This window comes from Bacillus timonensis (genome assembly GCF_000285535.1).
In the GTDB taxonomy this organism is placed as follows: domain Bacteria; phylum Bacillota; class Bacilli; order Bacillales; family Bacillaceae_L; genus Ferdinandcohnia; species Ferdinandcohnia timonensis.
Map to the genome: position 1 here is coordinate 1 of NZ_CAET01000094.1, position 901 is coordinate 901.

The 901-nt window shown below is 51.5% G+C and carries 8 tRNA genes and 1 rRNA gene; all 9 read left to right on the plus strand.

The annotated features are described in order from the left end of the window. Window positions 1-59 precede the first annotated feature (59 nt). The 9 genes from rrf (at window position 60) to BTHG_RS23855 (ending at window position 890) form a co-directional block, all read left to right on the plus strand. Window positions 60-175: ribosomal RNA gene (rrf, locus tag BTHG_RS23815) — 5S ribosomal RNA — on the plus strand. Between the two features lie 3 nt (window positions 176-178). Then, window positions 179-254, plus strand: a tRNA-Val gene (locus BTHG_RS23820). A gap of 24 nt (window positions 255-278) precedes the next feature. Beyond that, window positions 279-354 (plus strand) — tRNA-Lys (locus BTHG_RS23825). 14 nt (window positions 355-368) lie between these two features. Next, a tRNA-Leu gene (locus tag BTHG_RS23830) sits at window positions 369-449 on the plus strand. Between the two features lie 4 nt (window positions 450-453). After that, window positions 454-528: transfer RNA gene (locus BTHG_RS23835), tRNA-Gly, on the plus strand. Between the two features lie 16 nt (window positions 529-544). After that, a tRNA-Leu gene (locus BTHG_RS23840) sits at window positions 545-633 on the plus strand. Window positions 634-646: 13 nt separating this feature from the next. Next, window positions 647-723 (plus strand) — tRNA-Arg (locus BTHG_RS23845). Between the two features lie 3 nt (window positions 724-726). After that, window positions 727-803, plus strand: a tRNA-Pro gene (locus BTHG_RS23850). Between the two features lie 11 nt (window positions 804-814). Then, window positions 815-890, plus strand: a tRNA-Ala gene (locus BTHG_RS23855). Window positions 891-901 lie beyond the last annotated feature (11 nt).

Below are 901 nucleotides of genomic sequence, written 5' to 3' on the forward strand. Positions count from 1 at the left end.
TGAATTTCCTATTGATTAATCTCGAAAAGAGATTATAATAAGAAATGTTGTTTCAATAGTCTAGTGACGATGGCGAGAAGGTCACACCCGTTCCCATACCGAACACGGAAGTTAAGCTTCTCAGCGCCGATGGTAGTTGGGACTTTGTCCCTGTGAGAGTAGGACGTCGCTAGGCAATGGAGGATTAGCTCAGCTGGGAGAGCACCTGCCTTACAAGCAGGGGGTCGGCGGTTCGATCCCGTCATCCTCCACCATTTTAATACTCACATTTAATGTACGAGCCATTAGCTCAGTTGGTAGAGCATCTGACTTTTAATCAGAGGGTCGAAGGTTCGAGTCCTTCATGGCTCACCATTTAAACTAAATATGCGGGTGTGGCGGAATTGGCAGACGCGCTAGACTTAGGATCTAGTGTCTTTGACGTGGGGGTTCGAGTCCCTTCACCCGCATTATGCGGAAGTAGTTCAGTGGTAGAACACCACCTTGCCAAGGTGGGGGTCGCGGGTTCGAATCCCGTCTTCCGCTCCAGAGGTAACTTAAAAATGCCGGGGTGGCGGAACTGGCAGACGCACAGGACTTAAAATCCTGCGGTAGGTGACTACCGTACCGGTTCGATTCCGGTCCTCGGCACCACTTTAATAATAATGCGCCCGTAGCTCAATTGGATAGAGCGTCTGACTACGGATCAGAAGGCTATGGGTTCGACTCCTTTCGGGCGCGCCATTACGGGAAGTAGCTCAGCTTGGTAGAGCACTTGGTTTGGGACCAAGGGGTCGCAGGTTCGAATCCTGTCTTCCCGACCATTTAAATATTTGGGGCCTTAGCTCAGCTGGGAGAGCGCCTGCTTTGCACGCAGGAGGTCAGCGGTTCGATCCCGCTAGGCTCCACCAAGAGTTCTTTG